Annotated in this window: 18 protein-coding genes and 1 tRNA gene; 7 read left to right on the top strand and 12 right to left on the bottom strand. The window is 55.8% G+C overall.

Features of this window, described 5'->3' with window-relative positions; translation table 11 throughout:
- Positions 1-20 precede the first annotated feature (20 nt).
- From ACR0AY_RS09335 to ACR0AY_RS09290, 10 genes are all read right to left on the bottom strand, one after another.
- Positions 21-800 (bottom strand): PP2C family protein-serine/threonine phosphatase, encoded by a 780-nt coding sequence (locus ACR0AY_RS09335; protein WP_170393913.1) that lies wholly within the window; start codon positions 798-800, stop codon positions 21-23.
- Positions 800-1783 (bottom strand): FHA domain-containing protein, encoded by a 984-nt coding sequence (locus ACR0AY_RS09330; protein WP_170511888.1) that lies wholly within the window; start codon positions 1781-1783, stop codon positions 800-802. The genes ACR0AY_RS09335 and ACR0AY_RS09330 overlap by 1 nt, the downstream gene beginning before the upstream one ends.
- A gap of 200 nt (positions 1784-1983) precedes the next feature.
- On the bottom strand, positions 1984-4152 hold the full coding sequence (locus ACR0AY_RS09325) for a serine/threonine protein kinase (RefSeq protein WP_170511886.1): 2169 nt from the start codon (positions 4150-4152) through the stop codon (positions 1984-1986).
- Between the two features lie 340 nt (positions 4153-4492).
- The gene (locus ACR0AY_RS09320) at positions 4493-5782 is read right to left on the bottom strand and encodes a dynamin family protein (RefSeq protein WP_170511884.1); all 1290 of its coding nucleotides are present in this window, start codon (positions 5780-5782) and stop codon (positions 4493-4495) included.
- Positions 5779-7821 (bottom strand): dynamin family protein, encoded by a 2043-nt coding sequence (locus ACR0AY_RS09315; protein WP_170511882.1) that lies wholly within the window; start codon positions 7819-7821, stop codon positions 5779-5781. Before ACR0AY_RS09315 ends, ACR0AY_RS09320 begins: the two co-directional genes overlap by 4 nt.
- Before the next feature lie 68 nt (positions 7822-7889).
- The gene (locus ACR0AY_RS09310; RefSeq protein WP_170407298.1) at positions 7890-8753 is read right to left on the bottom strand and encodes a hypothetical protein; all 864 of its coding nucleotides are present in this window, start codon (positions 8751-8753) and stop codon (positions 7890-7892) included.
- Positions 8754-8775: 22 nt separating this feature from the next.
- Positions 8776-9177, bottom strand: a complete 402-nt coding sequence (locus ACR0AY_RS09305; protein WP_170511880.1) for a hypothetical protein — start codon at positions 9175-9177, stop codon at positions 8776-8778.
- 25 nt (positions 9178-9202) lie between these two features.
- Positions 9203-10852: a dynamin family protein gene (locus ACR0AY_RS09300; protein ID WP_170511878.1), complete on the bottom strand. Its 1650-nt coding sequence runs from the start codon at positions 10850-10852 to the stop codon at positions 9203-9205.
- Positions 10853-10860: 8 nt separating this feature from the next.
- Positions 10861-12861 carry a dynamin family protein gene (locus tag ACR0AY_RS09295; protein ID WP_170511876.1) on the bottom strand — a complete coding sequence of 667 codons (2001 nt, stop codon included), beginning with the start codon at positions 12859-12861 and terminating at the stop codon, positions 10861-10863.
- A gap of 2 nt (positions 12862-12863) precedes the next feature.
- Positions 12864-13277: a hypothetical protein gene (locus ACR0AY_RS09290; RefSeq protein ID WP_170511874.1), complete on the bottom strand. Its 414-nt coding sequence runs from the start codon at positions 13275-13277 to the stop codon at positions 12864-12866.
- A gap of 768 nt (positions 13278-14045) precedes the next feature.
- On the opposite strand from ACR0AY_RS09290, the gene ACR0AY_RS09285 reads away from it, so the two are divergent.
- A tRNA-Leu gene (locus ACR0AY_RS09285) sits at positions 14046-14130 on the top strand.
- Between the two features lie 50 nt (positions 14131-14180).
- Here the strand turns inward: ACR0AY_RS09285 and ACR0AY_RS09280 are convergent.
- Positions 14181-14798 (bottom strand): TetR/AcrR family transcriptional regulator, encoded by a 618-nt coding sequence (locus ACR0AY_RS09280; protein ID WP_170407287.1) that lies wholly within the window; start codon positions 14796-14798, stop codon positions 14181-14183.
- Between the two features lie 161 nt (positions 14799-14959).
- Here ACR0AY_RS09280 and ACR0AY_RS09275 point away from each other — a divergent pair, with 161 nt between their 5' ends.
- The 5 genes from ACR0AY_RS09275 to ACR0AY_RS09255 all read left to right on the top strand — a co-directional run bounded on the left by ACR0AY_RS09275 (position 14960) and on the right by ACR0AY_RS09255 (position 19504).
- Positions 14960-15889, top strand: coding sequence for an AEC family transporter (locus tag ACR0AY_RS09275; RefSeq protein WP_170393935.1), 930 nt, complete (start codon positions 14960-14962; stop codon positions 15887-15889).
- 102 nt (positions 15890-15991) lie between these two features.
- On the top strand, positions 15992-16825 hold the full coding sequence (fghA, locus tag ACR0AY_RS09270) for an S-formylglutathione hydrolase (protein ID WP_170511872.1): 834 nt from the start codon (positions 15992-15994) through the stop codon (positions 16823-16825).
- Positions 16826-16828: 3 nt separating this feature from the next.
- Positions 16829-18289, top strand: a complete 1461-nt coding sequence (sthA, locus tag ACR0AY_RS09265; protein ID WP_170511870.1) for a Si-specific NAD(P)(+) transhydrogenase — start codon at positions 16829-16831, stop codon at positions 18287-18289.
- Positions 18286-18741 carry a YaiI/YqxD family protein gene (locus tag ACR0AY_RS09260; RefSeq protein ID WP_170511868.1) on the top strand — a complete coding sequence of 152 codons (456 nt, stop codon included), beginning with the start codon at positions 18286-18288 and terminating at the stop codon, positions 18739-18741. Before sthA ends, ACR0AY_RS09260 begins: the two co-directional genes overlap by 4 nt.
- 142 nt (positions 18742-18883) lie before the next feature.
- Positions 18884-19504 carry an HAD family hydrolase gene (locus tag ACR0AY_RS09255; protein ID WP_170422724.1) on the top strand — a complete coding sequence of 207 codons (621 nt, stop codon included), beginning with the start codon at positions 18884-18886 and terminating at the stop codon, positions 19502-19504.
- Position 19505: 1 nt separating this feature from the next.
- Here ACR0AY_RS09255 and ACR0AY_RS09250 read toward each other — a convergent pair whose 3' ends face one another.
- On the bottom strand, positions 19506-20747 hold the full coding sequence (locus ACR0AY_RS09250; RefSeq protein WP_170511865.1) for an MFS transporter: 1242 nt from the start codon (positions 20745-20747) through the stop codon (positions 19506-19508).
- A 148-nt stretch (positions 20748-20895) separates the two neighbouring features.
- Between ACR0AY_RS09250 and zapE the strand changes: the two genes are divergently transcribed.
- Positions 20896-21954 carry a cell division protein ZapE gene (gene zapE / locus ACR0AY_RS09245; protein WP_170511863.1) on the top strand — a complete coding sequence of 353 codons (1059 nt, stop codon included), beginning with the start codon at positions 20896-20898 and terminating at the stop codon, positions 21952-21954.
- Positions 21955-21974: the final 20 nt, after the last annotated feature.

Below are 21974 nucleotides of genomic sequence, written 5' to 3'. Positions count from 1 at the left end.
TGTCCTGTTTCACTGCCTGTCTAAGTCTGTGCCGGTTTGACCACGGCGATTGAAATGTTGTCCTGATCCGGGTCTGCCTTTGCATGCAGTGCTTGAAGCAGCGCATCAGCAATATCGCGAGCCGGGGAATGAATATGCGTGCGCACCAGCGTTTCGATCTCGGAATTGCCGAGATATTGCAGACCATCACTGCCAAGGATCAGTACATCTGCCGCAATCAGCGCCAATGGTTGTTCCGGACAATCCACTTTTGGAATCGCAGCCCCCATGATCACCGAAGTCAGTTGGTTACGATCCGGATGGCCCTGCGCCTCTTCCGCGCTCAGTAATCCTTGTGCGAGCTGTTCGTCGATCACCGGGGCCATCGAGTGATCTTCGTTGACCTGTGACAGGGCATCATTGCGGAACAGGTAAAGTGGACTGTCACCGATCGAGATCCAGAATACGCGTTGATCCAGCATCAACATGCCCAGAAGGGTGGAGCCCAGATTGACCTCGTTTTCCTCACTATGGCTCGCCATAGCGGCGTTTGCCTGCATTGCGGCCAACGGCAGAGCGTCGAGCAGTGCGCTCTCAGCAAGGTCGGGCCCATCCAACTGGGCATCCATCGCATCGCGCCAGGCTGAAATGACCAACTGCGAAGCGACTTCACCCGCTTCATGACCACCCATACCGTCGGCAATCACAACATAACCCGCGTCTGCCGCGTCAGAGACCCGCGCAGCAATCGCGTCTTCCTGCGAGTCGCGCTGACCCTGGTCCAGGATCAGGGCAATATCATATGCAGGGGTCGCCAGCATTAATCGGCATCCCGCCAGTCAAAGCCGTCATCACAGAAAGCGGTGAAGCGGATCGAGGTTTCGCTGATCCGGATCAGATCGCCGCTGGACAAGGCTATGGTGCTGAGCACAGGCTTGCCATTCAGGCGCACCAAGTTGGCCTTGCCGCCATGGCCCAGATAGCATTTCCGGTCCTCTGGGTCATATGCGATGACGGCGTGATTGCTGCGAGAGATCCCGGTGTCGCCGAAATCCAGCTGAATAGCCTGATCGTCATTCCGACCGATCTGCATCAATCCCTCGGTCAAGGTAATCGCGGCACCCCGACCCGGTCCGGCGGTCACAACCAGCCAGCCAACCGGGAATGTCTGTTCGGCCGCTTCTGTCTTTTCAACGGGCTCAGCTGTTTCCATCAGCTCCTGAACATGCGTGTCTGCACGCTCGAAACCCAAAAACGTCGTCTTCACACGAGAACGCCGATCTTCAGCCGGTGCGGGTGCGGGTGCGGGTGCGACCATGGCGGGTTCCGGGGTTACATCAACTGGCTCCGGTTCCGGTGTGGGTTCTGCGACGATTTCCACCTCGCCCGCAACTTCAGATACGACTTCAGGTTCGATGGCGTCTGGTTCTTCTACGGTGACTTCGGGTTTATCGTCCTGAACCTCGTCTTCCGCAGTCAGATGAAGCGTGACAATCTGTTCATCTTCTTCGACCTCTTGAACCTCGGCCACTTCTTCTTCGGTCGCCTGATCTTCGATCTGGTCTTCCGTAAACTCGGGCATCGGTTCTTCGGGGATCAGTTCGTCTGCTTCCTCGTAGCTGTCCGAGCTAACGTTTCCACCCGCAAGGGCCGCGCGCAGGGCGTTGAAATCCGCAATCGGAGCAGCGCTTTCTGTTTCGACCGCTTCCGCAACGGTTTCGGTTTCGGTTTCCACCGCATCTTCTTCTTTCGGTTTTCCGGCACCTTCTAGAAGCCGGCTCAGAGGGCTTTTGTATTTGAACATGGTGTCGTCACCTTCTTTGATTTCTGATGCGGGGTTTTACCCGCGGGACTGCTACAAACCGCTTCGCCGTAGGCGCAGGGCACTGATGAAGAGGAAACAGAGAAACATTTACGTCGCGACGGGTTGGTCCCCGACGGGGTGACGCGATGGGCGGCACCCCCAGCACACTGAAACTGGCGATAGTCACATCAACTGGGCGATCACTCCTGCGTTAGTTGCATGACCGCAGTACTTTCAGCTCCGTTGCGCAGAATGCTTAGGCGCGCCTCGGGTTGGTTGTCGGAAACAAGTTGAGCAAGGATGCCGTCCAGACTTTCGGGCTCATTGATCGAGACACCAGTCTGTGTTTCGCGCAGCAGCACATCCCCCCGCTGCAAACTGCCAGCAACTTCTTCCGGAACAGATGCGACGACGGTTTGCCAACCTGCCTCGCCCGCATGAGCCACATCAAACGAATAACCGTTCAGAAGGCCAAAACTGCGGAAGGCGGGCAGGGCCAGCAATCCATTCTGCGCGCGTGTTTCGCCCAGACTGCGATAGCGCGCTGCTACACGGATATACCCGTCTGGATCGACCGAGAAATTATCTAGAACATACGATGCAAGCGTTGTGTCCGGACGAATAGGTTCACCATTCAGAGTAAAAATCGTAGCGCCCCGTTCGACCCAATCCCCGATCACCGACCTATCTTGCCCGGCGTTCAATGCATTGATGGCAATGACACTCCCGGTCGAGCTGCGACGCTTGGACATCGTGAATGGAATCTCAATATCCCAGTGCCCAAATGCGACCTGGTTTTCGGCGAGATTTACCGGCGTCGCAGGTGCGATGGGTGTGATGTCTTCAACCGCAGGTTCCGCCACTTCAGGTTCCACCAAGGCGATTTCTTCGGGTTGCTGCTCTGACACAATGGCGGCTTCCGGCACCTCATTAGCCTGCTCGACAGGTTGTTCCTGCGCCGCTTCTGGTTCTGATGCCAAAGCGACTTCGGCCTGTTGCGGCTCTGTTGTGGCTTCGGCGGTCTGCTCGACAGGTTCCGGAGCTGCTTCTGCGGGCACCGGAGTAGTCGGAGCCTCTGCAGTCACCGGCGTTGCCTCGGGCGATTTCTGATCGCCCGTCATTACGAAGTATCCACCTCCGGCCAGAGCCGCCAATACAATCGCGATACCCGCGATCATCTTGCCACTGCCGCCCGAGCCGCTTTTTACAACGGTGTCGACTGCAGCAACGGCCTCGTCCTGAGGTGCAAATTTAGCAAGAGTGTCTTCCGTTTTTTCCTCGTTCCCGAGGGCCAGATCAGAGTTCCCGGCCAGCAGCGCGGTCACGACGGCCTCCGCATTCTCGCTTTCGGCTTTGATCCGTTCTTTTTCGGCCTCTTCGTCTTTGCGATCCATGCCAACAATGACCGAAACAGGGCGATACGCGAAACTGTCGAACATCACACCGGGACCACGGAACATACGCAGCCAGTCCAATGCGGTTTGCACACGGTCAGTGGCGTGCACTTCCATTGCTTTGTCGATCGCCTCAAGGAACCCGTCAGGATAACCTTTGAATCGCCCTGTCAGCGGTTCATAAGGATCGTCTTGGCCGTTGTTGAACGCATTCAAACGTGTCTGGCCATCAATCGGTCGCTCGCCGCTGATCGCATGATACAGCGTTGCAGCCAGTACATAGAGGTCACTGCTGGGGCCCTGATCCGCGCCACGCACATAAAATTCGTGCGGCGAATACCCGTCCTTAATCACGCGCAGCGTCAATAGCGCCGCTGACTTGTGTGCCGCCTGCTCGCGTGCTGCGCCAAAGTCGATCAGGATGGGTTCGCCATTCTCATCGATCAGGATATTGTCGGGTGAAATATCGCGATGTAGCATGCCGCTTTGGTGAATGAACGACACCGCAGACAGCATTTTTTCGGTGACCTGAACGATAAAGTCCGGTCCGCTCTTGTTTTCGGGTTTTTCGACATAATCCAGAAGATCGCATCCGCGGATCAGGTCCATCGCGATATAAGCGGTGTCGTTGTCCTCAAACACCTGATGCACGTCGACGATGTTGGGATGAACCAGCCGCGCATGGTTGCGTGCTTCCTGAATGAACAGGTCGATAATGGCGCGCAGGTCTTCTTTGTGGTCGGGGTTGGCAGGTTCGACCAGATCACCATTCCGCTGGCAGAGCGCCCCCGGATAGCATTCTTTGATGACCACATCGCGATCCAGACTATCGCGCGCGAGATAGGTGATCCCAAACCCGCCGTTGCTTAGGAACCGGAGGATTTCATACTGTCCGCGCAGCAGCTTTGCGCCTGGCTGCAATCCTTCGATCTGAGGTTCGTCGTGCGTTGCGCCGACCGCCTGGTTGTGGCTCATTTCTTCCCGCCCATTCTACTCGTTTATTGCGGCATAGATAACCAAGGCTTCAGCCCGCGAACTCACAACCAAACACAACCGCAGGACACTTAAAACGGTTAGACGTTTCAAATTTGACTTTATTGGGGCCGCCTGATGGCTTCACTATGGATCACAAAAATCAAAATCGCCTATATAGTGAGTACAGATCCTCATACCACAATATGTTGTGTTCGCCTGATGGAAGAAATGGATTCTATACCGCCGAAATAGACGCTTGGTCCACGAATTCGAAACAATATCGCGCTGATTCCGAACGCTTCGAATCGCTGCGATGCGGCTCAATTCAAGCGGGAAAAACTTATGTGCCGGTTTTTGGGGGCGCCGACGCAACAGAGCTGCCTGCCCAAGCCAGATTGTCGCTGAGTTGTGCGAGAATGCTTATTGCATCCTTCAGCGGTGCGTCCCCGGTTTCAAACTGCAGCAACAGCAACAGGTCAGTGGCCTTTTCAAACTCGGCCGGAATCCAGTCTGCTTTGGGATCGATTTCGGTACCAGATTCTAACCTTTCGGCAAAATCCTCGACGATTTCCTGACAGCTTTGCAGGAAGGCCGCCGGTTCAATATCTGAGCTTTCGCGCAGATCGTTGTAAATGCTGGCGATGGCCGCAAGCCAGTCTTCAAGGATTGGATTGTCCAGGGGGGGCAGGGCGGCCTCTAGGCTTGCCTGCACAGTATTGCCGTCGGCCTCAGCGCCATCTGTCGAAGCCGCACCAGTAAGGTTCTCCAGATAAGGCATAAACTCTTCAGCCAGATCTTTTTGGGCGGCCTCAAGATCATGGCGACGGTGATCAGAGGCTATGTGCAAAACCTGTTCTGCCAAGTTCTGCCCGCCACAGGTTTCCCACAAAGCAAAGTCGGGTTCAGGCTCTTGTTCCATGGCCCGTACCGCTACCGGGGTGCCGATGGTCACAACCGCGCGAAACAAATCGCCCTTCTCCTTGTTCAGGCGTGCGACTACCCGATCCAGAGCATCCCGCACCGGAGGCAAATCGGCATGTGTTACAGCCAACAAGCTGTTATCGCGCAGCTTTTGAGGGACCTGCGACCACAAATGGCGTTCGGTTTCACGCCAGGCGTTGGTGCCATTGGTGCACCAGATCGCACAATCCACATAGTCGAGCAAATTTAGAGTCTGTTTGTAGGTATCATCCAGTGCACCGGCACCGGGCAAATCAAACAGCGAAATCTCCTGCAGGGCAGGGGTATTCAACCCGACCGAGATGAAATCGGGTTCATCCGCCGCTGCCTTTTCCAGCGCTATGCCGGAATAGACTTTGGGTTCCTTGTCCCACCAACCAACGGTTGTCTCAGGCGTATCGGCATAGGCCACGATCACCAGGGGCAATTTCAGATGCTGCGGCCCGGTGGGCAGAATGTCTGCCCCCGCCAGCATGTTGGCAAGGCTGGACTTTCCGGCTCCAAACTCCCCGGCAAAACCAATGGAAACCGCGTTCGAAAGCCGCTCGGCATGGGCCAGCGCGCGGGCGCGCATATCATCCAGCTCTGCCGATGAGGGTGCATTTTCGGTGGCGGTCAGGAAACGCTCTAGCTGGCGCACTTCCTTCTCGGTTCCGGGGAATTCAATCATTCTGCGGCCTCTGCCTGTCGAGTGTCCACGGGTGCAGTTCCGTGCACCGCCCCTAGTTCATCGCTGATGCGCCGCGCTTGGTCAACCGCACGTTGCGCTTCGGCGCGCGCGTTCGACCCATCGGGGCCTGAGCGATGTTCCAGATGCCCGGCCAGCAGCGCCATATAGTGGTCAAGAACGGTTTTCATCCGTTCGATCAGGTCGCTTCTGGCGGTATCTACAAGATCGTCTCCGATCATCTCAAACTCTTGAACGATCATCCGTTCGGCGCGGTTCAACACACTGCGACGCGATATCAGTCGCGACAGCCATGTCACACGTAACTCAACCGTAATGCCACGCGTCAGCGCGCTTGTATTCGGACGGAACCAACGCACCGCGCTGGTATTCATGCGATTGTCCACGGGTTCCTGCCATCCGGGCAAGGCGCGCAAAGCAGCATTGGTCTGCATATCGATCGCGTAAAGCTCACTAAGCATGCGCTGCCGTACCACCTGTGTCGCGCCCTGGACAAGCTCGCGCATCCGCTCACGCAGAGGCGTAAAGTTCAGCTCGGTATCTCCGTCTTTGGCCAGCAAAGGCGATTGCCCATCAGGGCCGCGCACAACGATCGAGACAGCCTCGGCGACGGTGTCATCCATAACACCTCGCAAATTGGCCAGTACATCGTCCATATCATTGGTGATGGCCTTGGATTTATCTTCAACTAGCGCGCGCAACTCAGAAAGCGTTTTGTTGTTTTCTTCGACATCCGCTGTGTCGGGACCATCCTTTTCTTCAATCGCACGAAGCCGCGCAGTGCTGCGCTCAAGCTCACCTTGGGCAAAACTGTTGAGGTGCTGCCACGCAATATTAAGCTGTTCTTGGCGCGGTCCTTCGGTCAGGGCTTTGGTCACATGACGGCGCAGATCGGGCAGGCCCGACGCGATCATCGCGGCAAATCGCAATACACCTTCGCGGCTGATGGGGCCGGGACCTTGTTTGATCTCTTCGACGCCGTCAAGATATTGCTTCATCTGTTCGGGATGCGCCCTCAACCACGCCAATATCTGATCATGGTCGATTCCGGTTTCATCCCCGGTCAGCGCATAATGGGCCCATTGGGCGCTGCCCATCAGAACGTCAATCTCCGAGTTGCCAAGCGCCTGCTCGAGCCCATCCAATACGTCAGTACGCACCTTGCCGGCATCTTCGGCGCCACCACCCAATTCGTCCACGCGGTTGATGAAGACCACGATCTGACCAAGCTCTAGCGCTTGCATCAGGCGGAATAGCTTCAGATCGGCCCGCGACAACGCCTGATGCGCAGACAGCACGACGACGAAAAAGTCGGATTCCTTGAGATACTGGCGCGAGATCTCTTCACGGATCAGCAGCGGGTCATTGACACCGGGTGTGTCTGTGACTGTCACCGGATACGGAAAATGGCCAATGTCAAAATAGACCTCGGCCTTACGGGTGATGTCGCTGTAAAGGCCCCGATCTGAACCGGGGTCATACTGGTCTTCATCTGTCGGGTCATCCCCGGCACAGACATAGCGCGCTAGGTCATCCGAGGTCAGTTCATCCAGATCGTGATGCTCGCCAAGAAGGTGTTTGTAGCTTTCCCCCAAGCGTAGCTTGGCGCGGGTTTTCATTGCCTCGACCTGCTCTTCGATCATCTCGCGCTTGTAGCTGTCCTCTTCATCAGGGAACATGTTGCGCAACTCTTCACCTTCGGCGATCAGGGCCTGCCATTGGCGATTGTCGAAGAAATGAAACTCGGCGCCCGACGTCCGACCGGACGGATGACCGAAATGCATGTCGGTGATCACTGTCGTCCATGGGTTCACGTCCGAGGGCAGATATTCTGCGTGCCCGGTGAAACCGTTGATCAAGCGCGATTTTCCGGCCTTGATTTGACCTACGAATGCTATCGAAGGCTTGAGGTTCGACAAGTCGTCAACGATGCGCGAGATGAAGTGACGCGTTTCGTCATTGCTCGTCCCGTTCATGTCTTCTGCGATGCGAATAAGCTCGCGGCGGTTTAACTCACTCATAAGATTTACCCTGGTAACTCGTATTTTGTTTAACTTTGCAAAGTGGACACTATTTGGCAGGAACGCGGTTATTCAACGGCGCTATTCAATGTTTTCCATAGGTTGACGACAGCGCCCAGCTTGCGGGCGTCATGAACGGCGGCGGCGGTTTCCTGACCGTCGCACAAAATGGCGAGACCCGCGCCTTGTCCACCTGTCGGGCGAATGACGATCAGCTGTGGATCAGTTAAAGCATCGGAACCATCGGCCTGCCATCCCGCCAGATCCCGGGTGAATCGGGCCAATATATCCGTGTCCGGATGTGCGTCTTGGCCTTGCGCACACAACCCGTCAAATTGCATCTCGTCTTCAGTCGACCCAATCAGTATTCGACCTAATGCGAACCGATCCGCGCCCTCAAAGAATTTTCCAGCAATACTGGTGGCGCCTTGTGACGCAGTTTCTGGCTGGGCTTCTGGTTCTAAGGTCTGGTCGGAAACGATGGCCATGCGCGGCTCTTCGATTAGTTCAATCCGCGCGCAGGCCGCTTCGACCTCCGAAAAGGTAACCCCTACGTCATCAGCCTCAAGCGCCGTATCCGGGCGCAGAGAAACCAACTCAAGCGGGCCGGGTGCCGTTGCAATTTCCGACACCACTTGCGCCAGTCGTTCGATCAGTTTTTCGCGTGCTTCGGTTTCAAAATCCGGGACAGGGCCCGAAGCACAGCGGAATACGTCGGTGACCCGAGAGCTGTTGACTTCGATAGCCAAAGTTGCCCCGTCAGCCGCCGTAAATTCCAAACGCCGAGGCAAGATCGTGCCCCGGATGGCCCCCAGCACCTCATTCCGGCGTAACAGTGCGCTGCTACCCGATAGGTAGATTGCAGGCGATAAGCGCGCGATCGAAGTCCGCCCGATCCCTTCGAGCATATCCAGTATTTCACTATCCATCATGCGTGACCCCCTCTGGTCCCGTCTACACCGCGGCCGCCACCGGCCCGAGGCTGAGATGTGATTTCGTAAGCGCCAGCCCGACATTCGCGCTGTCGCGGCAGATATAGCATACCACGTGATCAGGATATTCTGTTGTCCTGAGAAAGATGTGCAGCCGGTCGTTTGAGAACACCGCGATTTCCCCAAATCCGGGGTGTTCAGTATCGTCGATTTTTGCCGCACGCAGGAGTTCTTCGAATCCCTTCATACCGCGTCCCTGAAACAGATTAGCTACTGCAAGTGCGAGATTTTCGAGCGCATCAGCGCTGTCTTGGTCCGCCGCGTCGACGCCCAATAACATGCCGGTCTCCATGTCGACATACCCGGCTGCGATGCAGTCGGGTATGGTTTCGATGGCCGAAGCCAGAGCAGAGTCAATCGACATTCAGATGCCCACCTTCGGGTTTAATCTAAATCGCATGCCACTCCGCTCCGCCGTTCTTGCGAGCCTCAGAAACGGCGCGCGGTATGTCTTGATTCCGCTTAGCGTCATGTTCCAACGCAATCTGGTCAAACTCGGACAAGAATGCTGCAAAGGCGCTTTTCAGGCCATTTGCATCGTCAGGCAGGTTCTCACGCGCCACGATTTCACCCCACATTGCTGCAGCACTGAGTGGCGTTTCTATGAGGCGATCGCCCAAATCATCTGCCTTGTCATCGGCTGCATCTTCAATCTCTTCGGCAGCAGCTTCACCCACCATTGATACGACGCGGTTTGGAGCCAGCGCATTCGATTCGGGCTCCGGTTCATATTCGTCTGCCGAGTTTTCCGACTGTTCCGCCAACAGGGCCGTAATCGACGAAACCGATACTTCGATATCTGATGATTCTTCGGCGTCCTCCGACGGCTCTTGTTCGGTGTCCGCAGCTTCGACTGCTTCCGCTTCGTCCTCTTCTTCACCCAAGACGATCAGTTCGGCATCTTCCTGCTCTTCCTCATCATCGTCATCCATGAAATCAAACTCATCCACGTCGGTGATGGGGTTTGCCAAGAGGTTCAGATCCAGCGGATCTTCCGTCTTGTCAGAGAACAAGGCACGTAAGTCTTCATCAGCGGGCTCCGCTTCGGTAGCCATTTCCGCGCGCATCCGCTCGGCTTCTTCTGCATCAATCCGCGCCTGTCCGGACTCCTCGGTGCGGCGTTCCACGCGGGCAGGGCGTACCGGGAAACTTGTAACCACATCATTCTCGGCAGAGTCATCTTCCATCGGCGTGACAAGTTTCAGCGGTGCTTCGCCAGAGGTTTTCTCGGGCCGCGATGGCTGAATTTTGGGTGCGTCTGACAGGGATTTGTCAATTTGATAGCGCGACAGCATATCCGCACGGCTGTCCATGATCTGCTCAGTGATCTCAAGGAAACTGTCGACCATCTTGCCGCCGCCGCTGCGTGACCACAGCTCGGCGTCGCCGGTTTTGTCACGGGCCATGATGGCATCGCGGGCCGAGAACAGGATCGTGCGATTGAACAAATGACCCGCTTCCCGATTTACACGGCGTAAGACCTTTTGACGGTCTTTCTGATTCAAGGCATCTGCGCGCGTCACCAACAACAGCGACTTGTGCTGCAGACGTTCTGGCAGCGAAACCCAAGTGGCACGTTCAGTCTCGCGCCAAGCTTGGGTCGAGTGCGTGCACCACAACACACCATTGGCCTGGCCAACTGCGCGTTGCCAGACATCCGTCGAAATCTTCGGGTCCGAAATGCCGGGTGTGTCGATCAGGTCGACCGCTTCAAGAATATCGGCTTCAAGGAAGATGCGAATGAACTGGGCGTCGTTGACACCAACCTGTTCAAGCTGATCCAATTCGATATTCTGCGTACTACCATCATGGCGTTTGATATAGGCGGGTCGATTGCCCCAGCTGAACCAGATCGGCGGCAGTTGCGTGGCTGTGACCTGCGTCGGCAGTGCCTGTTTGCGCAGCAGGAAATTCATCAACGTCGATTTGCCTGCACTGAATTCCCCCATGAGCGCAAACACAGGTTTGCGGCGGGACCACTGCTCGATGCGGTTCCAAGCCTTGGGAGAGACGAAGCGGGTTTGTGATTCTTTTACCATAACTCTTCTTATGCTGCTTCGTTACTAAGGTCTTTCAGGATATCGCCCAGAATATCGTCACGTGATTTCTGCGGCTTCTGCTCGGCCATCTGGGCCGCAGCCCTTTCAGGCGATTGCGAGATACTGAGCAGCGTGTCTTTCTGTTCGGCAATAAAGTCGGTCAGCGCGGCCCGCACGTTCTCTAGGACGGCGGCGATCTGGTTTTCCTCGATGTCTTTGGTGATCGAGTTCGCCTCCGACGCGATCAGTCGCGTATAATCTGCGGCATAGGCTTCGAACCCTTTGCGGCGTTGCCACCAACGTCGCCACCATGTGCTCTGCAGGTCCAGTGCGATTGTGCGGCCAATCCCTAATGGCGGGGGTACACGCGGCACGATCGGAGCTTCAATGTTGAATTCACCCAAGTGGTTGCCCAGCAGCTTCTGATACAGTGCCTCCACGTCCGCTGCAGCAGCCGAATACAGAGCACCGGCATCCTTACGCATGGATCGGGCAAAGCTGAAATATGCCGCCTTCTGCAAGGTGCGCAGACCTGCCGGATCATATTGCCATGTACCCTGCTCACCATTCTGTTCCAGATGTGAGATCAGAGAATCCGTCGCACGTTTGACAAAATTTGCTTCCGCAGACGCAAGTCGCTCTAATACCTTGTCGCGAAGCTTGGTTGTCAGTTCCGAGGCTTTCTTTTCGTACTCAGCCGAAACCTTTGCGATCGCTTCTTCGGGCGACGCACCGTCCAGATCCCGAACGATACCGTCAGAGTTAGACAGCGTCTTGGCCACTGCAGTCGCCCGGATCTGGCTGGCAATGTTGCGCGCCCGATGGCGAACGCGATCCAAAAGACGCGTTCCTGCACCCTCAGCGATACGCTCATTCATGGCGAGCAGCAGATCAGGCAATCCTGATAGCGCCCAGATCTTATCCAGCGATGCAGCCTGATCGCCAAATCCAGCCGCCAGATAGAAGGTGTTCAACGCCTCGCGCGATTCCTCAGTTAGAATGTCCGGGTTTCCGGTTAGCGCAGCCTCGGCCCACAGAGCGCTGCCAAAAACAACGCTGGTGTTGGCGTCTATGTTGTTCTGTTTCAGTGTATCTTGAATACGATCACGTATCTCAGGCACTTGATTGACCGGGTCAGACAATTCATCGATGCGGTTCACGAACAGGATGATCTGGCGGTTCTCGAACTGCGCGATGATCCGCATTAGCGCCATGTCCATCGTAGTCAGCGCCTGGCTGGCAGCCAAAACAACAACACACACCTCTGATCCACGCAGGCTGCGTAGGGTGATTTGTTCGCGTACCATAAAGGTATCGTTCACACCTGGGGTATCGCAGAGCTTGAGCGAGATCGGGTATTGCGGGATATCCATGAACAGCTCGGCCGATTTGGTCACATCGGCGAAACGGCCCGTCTTGGGGTCGATATCCGGGTCATCCTCATCCCCAAGGCACACATACCGCTGTATCAGTTCATCATCGAAGTAATCATACTGGTGGCTCTGACCGAGAATCAGGTCAAAGTGCTTCCCAAGCCGCTCTTCTGATTTGGCCTTCATCTCGCCGATTTGACGGCGAATATCGTCCATCTCATCATCGGCACCGGCTCGATTGGCCAACTCGCCCAGACGACCGCCGCCAACCATCAGATTATCCCATTCTTCCTGCTCGAAGAATGTGAATTTGGAACGGGTGTCGCCTTCTGTGCGGGTGTTGATGTTCAGCGTTGTAACCACCGAGGTCCACGGGTTCACATCCGAAGGCAAAAGATTTGGCCGCCCGGCCAATATGTTCACGATAGAGGATTTGCCGGCCTTCACCTGCCCGACCATCGTGACACTGGCGGTGAAATTCTCCATTTTGGTCTTGAGCGCAGCCAGCCGTGCGGAAGACCGCGCATCCGCCACCTCTGTCAGTTGGTCGATCTGTGTCGTCAACGAGGTCATTGCCTCTGTCATCTCAGACAGGGACTCGTTTCCGACAGACAGAAGGTGGTCGTTACGCGCCATGGTCAGCCTCCGGTACCAGTTGCAGCGATGTGGTTCCCTGCCCCGTCAGGCAGGCTTGCAAGCGTGTCGATTCGTGCGATCAGGTCCAGCGCGTTGCCGAGGATTGCGGCCTCGGTTCGCGGTGAAATCGATTCATATGCGAAAGAATCAGCCAGAACTTCGATTGAACTGAAGCCTTCACCATTTTCCAAACAAGCCACACGGCGTCCGGTCGGAAAATCATCTGTTTTGTTGACAGGCAGCGGCATGCGGGCATTAGCCAGCAAGTAGCGATTGCCCGAATGCGTACGGAGAGCGACGCCGAATCCTGTGCCAGGGTGCTGACGGTTCAGGGTTTTCAGTTCGCCAATAAAGCTTTCACGCGCAAGGCTGACAGCGTCTTGCTCGGAAGCAACGGATTTGATCTGGTTGGTCACGACAGAGACCCTTGTTCTGGAGTTGAGCAGAAACTCGCACGGTGCCAGAAGGCAAAAAGACTCATTAACTCCTGCGCCCAATCAATTACGATTACCGCGGTGTTATTTTGACGCGAATAGGATATTTTGGCGTTTGAAATGTGGCACAATTATGATGGCGTCTCATAGAAAAACCTCAACCTATGAGAGTGTAAGCCACGACGTTGACGAGTTGTCCAAGTTTTTATGGCTTTGATTGCTTGTTAAAAAGTCCGAGGTTCCGTGGCGTCAAGGATTTACATGCTGCTTCTTACTTTTTTGAAATATATAGAAATAATTTCTATTTCTGTGATCGAAGGAACCTCTGATTGAAATTCGATACGAAACCACTCACCTCAAGTTACACTTTTTTGAAATGTGCCCCACACAAAGTAATCTCTGAGCGACTCAACGTATGCGAGTTTAAGATAAAGAGAAAAATTGCGATAAATGTTCGCTAAATGGAAACAAAAAGAAGGACCAGAAAACGGGCCTTCACACAGGTGAAATTACGACCAATACCAGCACCTGAGCACTGTTCGTGCTGAAAAGACTGGCCAAACCGCATTCTCACTGTCCAAGGCACGTTCTTTAACATTTGGCACATGCGAGTTCTGGTTAAACTTACTTGGGCAAAAGATTGTTTCCAGCGAGACGATAATAAACTGCCCTCTCGCTTGATTTTACCTCTCGCACTCATTCAAAAGCTTTGCTATTCAGCGCGTCGTCGCGGTGCTTCGGCATCGGGTTGCGGGTGTGGCGAAATTGGTAGACGCACCAGATTTAGGTTCTGGCGCCGCAAGGCGTGGGGGTTCAAGTCCCTCCACCCGCACCAACACGACTTCTTACCATCAATGTGACTTATCGCTGGCGAACTTACGCAGTTCAAACGCCGTAGCGGGCCATAAACATGTCGACGGCCTGCAATGCGACCTCGTCGATTTCGTTCTGGTCAAATCGATTTTGGATACCGAACGCCGCGCGGCCCCATAGTCGGACTTTGCACAGTTCAGAAAACTGCTCGGCCGCGATGTTGACGTCTTCAACCGCCAACTCACCTTTGCTAACCGCCTTGGTCAAATATTCGGCCATCTGGCGTTGGCCGTTCCTCGGTCCTGCTTCATAAAACGCTTTACCAAGCTCGGGGAATCGGTCGCGTTCGGCCACACATATGCGAAAGACCTGTTGCGCGAAGTCCGAGACGAGAAAAGCCGTAAGCTGAGTGGCTGCTATCGTCAGCACCTCGCGGGCTGGCTTGGTCTCATCGATCATCGACAGGATGCGCTCGGACATCAGGCGACATTCGGTCTGGGCAACCTCGGTGAACAACAGTCGCTTGTCGGGGAAATAGCTGTATAGCGTTGCCTTCGAAACACCCGCCGCACGCGCGATGTCATCGACGCTTGCACCTTCAAACCCATCCGCCATGAAAACCTCTCGGGCCCCACGTAACACCTGGTCGAATTTACGGCCTGTACGCAGGATGGTGGCGGCTTGGGTCATGGTGTCTCCGGATTGCGATATCCTGCAACACTATAAACCGTTCGGTTCAGTTTCAACGCTTTTCACTCCGATAGCGGTTTTGGCACAACGTTACGGCTTCAATCGTACCGCCGACCGTGCGTCAACCTTGCGAGCCAGACCAGCCATGTTAACACGTTGCCATGGTCGAGATATTTCTGCGCACTCTCCCCTTTTTCGCAATCATCGGCCTGGGGTTCTGGGCCGGACGCAGCCGGTTTTTCCCTCCCGAGGCGACAGCATATCTAACCAAGTTCGTGTTTTTCTTTGCTTTGTCGGCTATGCTATTTCGGTTTGCCGCCACCCTGCCCTTTGCCGAAATTTTCAACGGTCGGCTGGTGATCGGGTATCTGATCGGCACTGCTGGCGTCTATGCGCTGGCGACGGCTATCGCTTATCTCCGAGGGCTGGACATCCCCACCGCCGCGGTCGAGGCGCAATGTGCTGCTATTGGCAATGTTGGGTTTCTGGGCCTGCCCATGCTTGCGCTGTTATTCTCCGAAGCTGCCATTGGTCCCGTGATGTTGGTGCTGACAGTTGATCTGGTTGTGTTTTCCTCATTGATCGTGATTCTGATCAACGGTGGCCGCGATGGTCGGCTCAGCCTGGGGACGATGCGCCTGATCGGGATTGGCCTGCTGAGAAACCCCATGATCTTGTCAATCTCCGCCGGATTGATCTGGTCTGCGTTAGAGGTGCCTGTACCAGCCCCGCTTAATGATTTTCTGACAATTCTGGGCGGTGCGGCTACGCCGGGGGCGCTGTTTGCCATCGGGGCGTCACTGGCAGACAAATCGGCCGAGCGCATCCAGATCGCGGGCTGGTTGAGTTTTTGCAAACTGGTGCTGCATCCGTTTTTCGTGGCACTTATGGTGATTTGGCTGATCCCGGTTGCCTCATTCCCTGCGATGGTCGCAATCGCGGCGGCGTCTTTACCAGTTGCAGGCAATGTTTACATGCTGGCCGCGCACTACGGTGTTGCCCCGCAACGGGCATCTGCTGCCATCCTGTTATCTACCATCGCCAGCATTCTGACCGTCCCGCTGGCGATAGGATGGGTCAGCGGATTCTGATCTTCACCTTTTCGAAAAATGAGCTTTCCAGAGGTGGCTGCACTTTACGCCGACGCTGCAGACCGGTAGCCATGGCCCGGAAACAACGTAAGGATCAGCTTGATGGAAACCCTTTCGGAAAATGCCTGTTTTGGTGGTGTGCAGGGCGTTTATCGCCATGCTTCCTCGGCCTGCAAATGTGATATGACATTTGGCCTGTTTCTTCCAGCCGAAGCCAAGGACGGCCCCGTTCCTGTTCTGTGGTACCTGTCGGGCCTGACCTGCACCCATGAAAATGCCATGACGAAGGCGGGTGCCCAGGGCTGGGCGGCCGAACAAGGCATTGCTCTGGTATTCCCCGATACCTCGCCACGCGGCGAAGGTGTGGCGGATCACGAGGACTATGACCTTGGCCAAGGTGCAGGGTTCTATGTCAATGCCACGCAAGGCCCTTGGACGCCTCACTTCAACATGTGGGATTATGTTGCCGAAGAGTTGCCGGCCCTTCTGGCCAAGAACTTTGCGATTGATCCTGATCGTCAGGCCATCACAGGACATTCGATGGGTGGGCATGGCGCATTGACGCTGGCGATGAACCTGCCCGGGCGTTACCGCTCTGTTTCGGCCTTCTCGCCGATCTCGAACCCCATGGGGGCGGATTGGGGCCGCAAGCAACTCAGCGCGTATCTGGGCGTTGATGAGACCGCATGGGCCAAGCATGACGCGTCGGCGATGATGAAAAGCACAGGCTTTGACGGACCGATCCTGATCGACACCGGTGCAAACGATCAGTTTATGGATCTGTTGCGCCCGGAGGCACTGGCGCAGGCAATTGCCGAGCGTCGCCAGCAGGCCACTTACCGACTGCAGCCCGGCTATGACCATTCCTACTATTTCGTGTCCACCTTTATGGAGGATCACATCACCTTCCACGCCGAAGCGCTGTATGGGGACTGAGGCATGAGCAAATATGACTATGACCTGATCATCATCGGCTCGGGCCCTTCAGGCCGGGCGGCGGCGATTCAGGCAGGCAAATTGCAGCGCCGGGTGCTGGTGATTGACCGCAAAGATCGTTTTGGTGGTGTCTCTGTTCATACCGGAACGATCCCATCGAAAACCTTGCGAGAGACGGTGCTGAACCTGTCAGGCTGGCGCGAGCGCAGTTTTTATGGGCGCTCCTACCGGGTCAAGGATCAGATCAGCGCCGAGGATCTGAAAGCACGGCTGCACATGACACTCGATCATGAGGTCGATGTGCTGGAGCATCAGTTCAACCGCAACCATGTTGAAACGCTGAACGGGTTGGCGACGTTCACGGGGCCACACGAGATCGAGGTGGCTACGGATGCAGGCGAATCCACGCGTCTGACAGCAGCCAAATTCCTGATCGCCACCGGCACCAAGACCTACCGGCCAGATTACGTGCCTTTCAATGGCAAAACTGTCGTCGATGGGGATGATTTCCTTGAGATGGAGGAAATCCCGCGATCGCTCTGCGTGATCGGTGCGGGCGTAATCGGCGTTGAATATGCAACTATGTTCTCGGCGCTTGATGTCCGGGTGACGTTGATCGAACCGCGCGAGACGTTTCTGGATTTCATCGACAAGACACTGATCCACGATTTCACACATCAGATCCGTGAAAATGGCGTCGATCTGCGGTTGGGGGCAGCCGTCGAGAAAATAGAAGACGCCGGTAGCCATGTTGAGATCACGCTGGACAATGGGCGGCACGTCCGTGCCGAGATGCTGCTGTTTGCAGCCGGCCGGATGGGGGCGACCTCGGCGCTGAACTTGGACGCGGTTGGCATTGAAACGGATCATCGCAATCGTATCAGCGTGGACCGCAAGACCTATCAGACCTCGGTGCCGCATATCTATGCCACCGGAGACGTCATCGGGCATCCGTCGTTGGCCTCAACTTCGTTGCAACAGGGACGGGTCGCGGCCTGTCATGCGCTGGAGACTCCAACCCTGCCAGAAAGCCCCTGGTATCCGTATGGGATCTACTCGGTCCCCGAAATCTCAACCTGCGGGATGTCCGAGGAAGAACTGCGGGAGCGTGGTATTCCCTACGAAGTGGGTGTGGCCCGGTTCCGCGAAACCTCGCGCGGGCACATCATGGGGTTGGAGCATGGCATGCTGAAGATGCTGTTCTCGCTCAAGACCCGCCGGGTCTTAGGGGTTCAGATTGTCGGCGAAGGCGCAACCGAGCTGATCCATATCGCGCAGGCGGTGCTGAACCTGAAAGGCACGGTGGATTACTTCGTGCAGAACACGTTCAACTATCCGACCCTTGCCGAAGCTTACAAAATCGCGGGGCTGGATGCCTTTAACCGGATGCCCATTCCGGACGAATTCAAGGTGCGCAAATCGACGCCAAAGGCGAAGTCAGAACCAAAGGTCAAAGAGGCGTGACGACGCTTTACATCGACGGGGATGCCTGCCCGGTCAAGGCCGAGGCTGAACGGGTGGCAACCCGGCATAAGGTGCCGATGGTTCTGGTCTCAAACGGAGGGCTACGCCCCTCTGCCAACCCGTTGGTGCAAGTCGTGATCGTCGCCTCGGGAGCAGATGAGGCGGATAAGTGGATTGCCGAACGCTGCGGCACCGGCGATATTGTCGTTACCTCTGATATACCGCTGGCCGCCAAGTGTATTGAAGCCGAAGCACGCGTGCTTCGGCCCAGTGGTGAGGCTTTCACTGCGGCCAATATCGGTCAACAATTGGCAATGCGCGATCTGATGGCAGACCTTCGCGCGGCAAATCCGCTGGGGACAGGTGGCGGGGGAAAACCATTTAGCAAAGCCGACCGGTCGCGTTTTCTAGATGCGCTTGAGCGCGAGATACGCGCTGCCCTACGCAGGTAGTGCTCCCGCCGGTCAGAATCGCATCAAAGATGCGTATCCTCCCGTTGGGCTGGGCAGCGCGTGCCGCGCTGCGGTTGGCGCTTGCATCTCTGACCTGCGCTTGGTTCAGTCGGTGGTGATTGAACTGGTATGGAATTAAGTCATGGCCGTTGAAGCCGTCATCTTTGACATCGGAAATGTGCTGATCGAGTGGCAGCCCGAGCGCTATTATGATCGGGTAATCGGCGAGGATCGTCGTCGCGCCATGTTTGACGAGGTTGATCTGCATGGGATGAATGATCTGGTAGATCAGGGCCATCATTTCACGGATACGATTTACAATTGGGCGGACAAGTACCCGGAATGGCGCGATGAAATCCGAATGTGGCATGACAACTGGATCGAACTGGCCGCGCCCGAGATCCCACATTCAGCGCGACTGCTGCGCGCGTTGCGGACCAAGAAGATCCCGGTCTTTGCCCTGACGAATTTTGGGGTTCAGAATTTTGACTATGCCACTACCGTTTATCCGTTTCTGAATGAGTTTGATCGTCAATACGTCTCGGGTCGGATGAAGACGGTCAAACCTCATATGCCAATTTACGAAATGGTTGAGGCCGATTGCGGCATCCCTCCCTCGGCGCTTTTGTTTGCAGATGACAGGATCGAGAATATCGAAACAGCAAGGGCGCGCGGATGGCAAACGCATCACTTCATCGATCCGCAAGGTTGGGCGGATCGATTGGTTTCAGAGGGGCTGCTGACCGCTGAAGAGGCCGCATAGCTCAGGCTGTCACGCCGGTTGGTGAGCGATTTTCGCGGATGGGCAGGTGAATGATGGCGCTGAACGCTCCGATAGCGACGCCGATCCACCAAACCATGGTGTAATCACCGAATTGGTCGTACATGCGCCCGCCTAGCCAGATGCCCAGAAAACTGCCGATCTGATGGCTCAGGAATACGATCCCGTAGAGCGTGCCCATGTACCGCAGGCCATAGAGATGTGCGACAAGGCCAGATGTTAGCGGTACGGTCGCCAACCAGAGCGACCCCATCACAAGCGAGAATGCGATCACGGACAAGGGCGTGATTGGGAACACGATGAAGGCACCTGCGGCAAGCGTTCGGCCGGTGTAAACCGCCGCGAGCAGGTACTTCTTCGGAAAGAGATTTCCAGCCCATCCGGCCAAAAGGGTTCCGCCGATATTGGCCAACCCAATCAACGAAATCGCAATCGCCCCCAAGGCTGAAGTTGTGGTGATCCCCATCGAATGTAAGACGCCTCCGGGTTGGATCGGGCCGCACATCTCGGTGACGAAGGCGGGGAAATGGGCTGTGACAAAGCCCAGTTGATAGCCACAACTGAAAAAGCCGATCGCAATCAGCGAATAAGACGGGTCGCGGAATGCCTTGGACAGGATCTGCCCCATACTCTCCTCTAGCTCCGTCCTGCTGATAGGCTGAGGCGCGCGCATGAATGGCAATGTCAGGATCAATGCAAGGATAGCCACCGCAAAGATCAGGAACACTTGCTGCCAGGGTAAGAAAGTCAGCAACCACTCTGCTGTGGGTGCGCCAATGACTTGCCCGAAACTGCCCGCTGCGGTGACAATCGCCAATGACATCGAGCGGTTCGCATCCGATGAGGCACGACCTACGACCGCAAGGACCACGCCAAACCCCGTCCCAGCGATCCCGAAACCCACGAGCCAGGCATACATCTGATGTTCAAACGGGGTAACGGACCATGCCGTCAGGACCATTCCCGCCGTATAGGTCAGAGCGCCCAGGACGATGGCGCGCCGATCCCCAATCTTTTCCGCAATGGCGCCAAAGATCGGCTGGCCGATCCCCCAAGCCAGGTTTTGTATGGCGATCGCCATCGAAAAATCGCTGCGTAGCCAGCCGAACTCATCCGCAATCGGTATCTGGAACACACCAAAAGAGGCGCGTACGGCAAAACTGACTGTAATTACGATACAGCCGACGATCAGGATCGGGTTCAGCAAACGGGTGGATTGCGACATTAAGGCTCCGAAGATTGGTTCCAGCAGACGTTAGCGGTACAACTCGGCGCGTCAATTCAGGAGTTTTGTGACGCCAGTTCAGCAAAATTGATGTGTCTGGAAAAAAGGTTTCTTTTCAACACACGAAGCGATCGGTATGGCTCAACTCATGACGGATCTAATTTCACACTATGAAGATCTTATTGCTGATGGGACACTGACCCGGGACGACGCGCAAGAGGCTGTGCTGCCCCGGTTTGAGCGCATTCGGGCAGCCTTGGCCGAACCGGTTAAGCGTGGATTTTTCCGCAAAGCGCCGCCGCCACCCAAGGGTTTGTATCTTTGGGGAGGTGTTGGGCGCGGCAAGTCGATGTTGATGGACATGTTTGTCGAGACATTGGGTGAAATCCCAGTTCGACGGGTGCATTTTCATGCGTTCATGCAGGAAATCCATTCCGGTCTGCACAAGGCGCGTGAAGACGGCGTTGAGGACGCGCTGGTCCCTGTGGCCGATGCAGTCATCAAATCGGCGCGGGTGCTGGCCTTTGATGAGATGCAGATCATCGATATCACCGACGCGATGATCGTGGGGCGGTTGTTTGATCTGCTCTACAAGGGTGGTGTCGTTATCGTTACGACTTCGAACAGGCATCCGGATGATCTATATAAGGATGGGTTGAACCGGCAGCTTTTTCTGCCTTTCATTCAGCATATCAAAGAGCAACTGGAAGTGTGGGAGTTGGTTTCACCCACGGATTACCGGCAGAACCGACTTGAAGGCTCGTCGGTTTACTTCACCCCCATCGGGCCCGAAGCGCGGGAAAAGATTCGTGAGGTGTGGAATGATCTGTCGGGTGGACCGGCAGAAGAGCTGGCCCTTCAGGTGAAGGGTCGCGAAGTTGTCCTGCCCGCCTTTCGCAACGGCGTTGCACGGGCCTCGTTTTATGACCTCTGCGGACGAATGTTGGGTCCAGGAGATTACCTGGCTATCGCAGAAGCGCTGAAGGTACTGGTTCTTGAAGACATCCCGCGTTTGTCACGCAATAACTTCAATGAGGCAAAGCGCTTCGTCACCCTGATCGATGCGCTTTATGAGGCGAAAGTTCGGCTGATTTGTTCCGCCGCCGCCGAGCCCGAGATGCTCTATGTCGAAGGGGAAGGAACTTTTGAGTTTGAGCGTACGGCCTCGCGCCTGCGGGAGATGCAAGACAAGGATTGGGGCAGATAGGGGCTGCTGCCCTGGCGCAG

Source organism: Ruegeria sp. A5 (genome assembly GCF_056543005.1).
This window is presented reverse-complemented; position numbering and strand designations above follow the sequence as displayed.